This is a genomic window from Gemmiger sp. An120 (genome assembly GCF_002160955.1).
Lineage (GTDB): Bacteria > Bacillota > Clostridia > Oscillospirales > Ruminococcaceae > Gemmiger_A > Gemmiger_A avium.
Window position 1 is genome coordinate 1 of record NZ_NFLN01000051.1, and the last position, 524, is coordinate 524.

The window sequence follows — 524 nt, forward strand, 5'->3', positions numbered from 1 at the left end:
TCCGCCGCGAGCCTGGTGCGCTTCCAGACGAGGCCGTTAAGACCGACCTTCCGGTGGAAGGTCGGTTAGGCCGAGAGTCCCTGCGAGCTGAACCGGAGCGCGCAGCGCGAACGGCGAAGCCGCCCCACGGGAAACGATCAGTTTCCCGTGGGGGAAGCAGCACCAAACAAAAAAGTCGCCCCCGCCGCCCGTCATCCGTCCGCCGCGAGCCTGGTGCGCTTCTAGACGAGGCCGTTAAGACCGCCCTTCCGGTGGAAGGTCGGTCAGGCCGAGAGTCCCTGCGAGCTGAACCGGAGCGCGCAGCGCGAACGGCGAAGCCGCCCCACGGGAAACGATCAGTTTCCCGTGGGGGAAGCAGCACCAAACAAAAAGCCACCCGATTTGGGTGGCTTTTTGTTTGGTGCGCTTCCAGGGACTCATCCGGTTGCGGCGTGTCGCGCTGACATCGCGCGTTACCACGCGCTCGCATCGCTCTGCGCCGCTGCCCAGCCCGCTCCGGCTCGCTGCATCCGCCACTGGCGGCG

General features: G+C 66.8%; 1 protein-coding gene. It reads right to left on the bottom strand.

Annotation, left to right across the window (positions count from 1 at the left end):
* Positions 1 to 234 precede the first annotated feature (234 nt).
* Positions 235 to 524: hypothetical protein (locus tag B5E65_RS16425; protein ID WP_206406323.1), on the bottom strand; the 290-nt coding region annotated here is incomplete at its 5' end.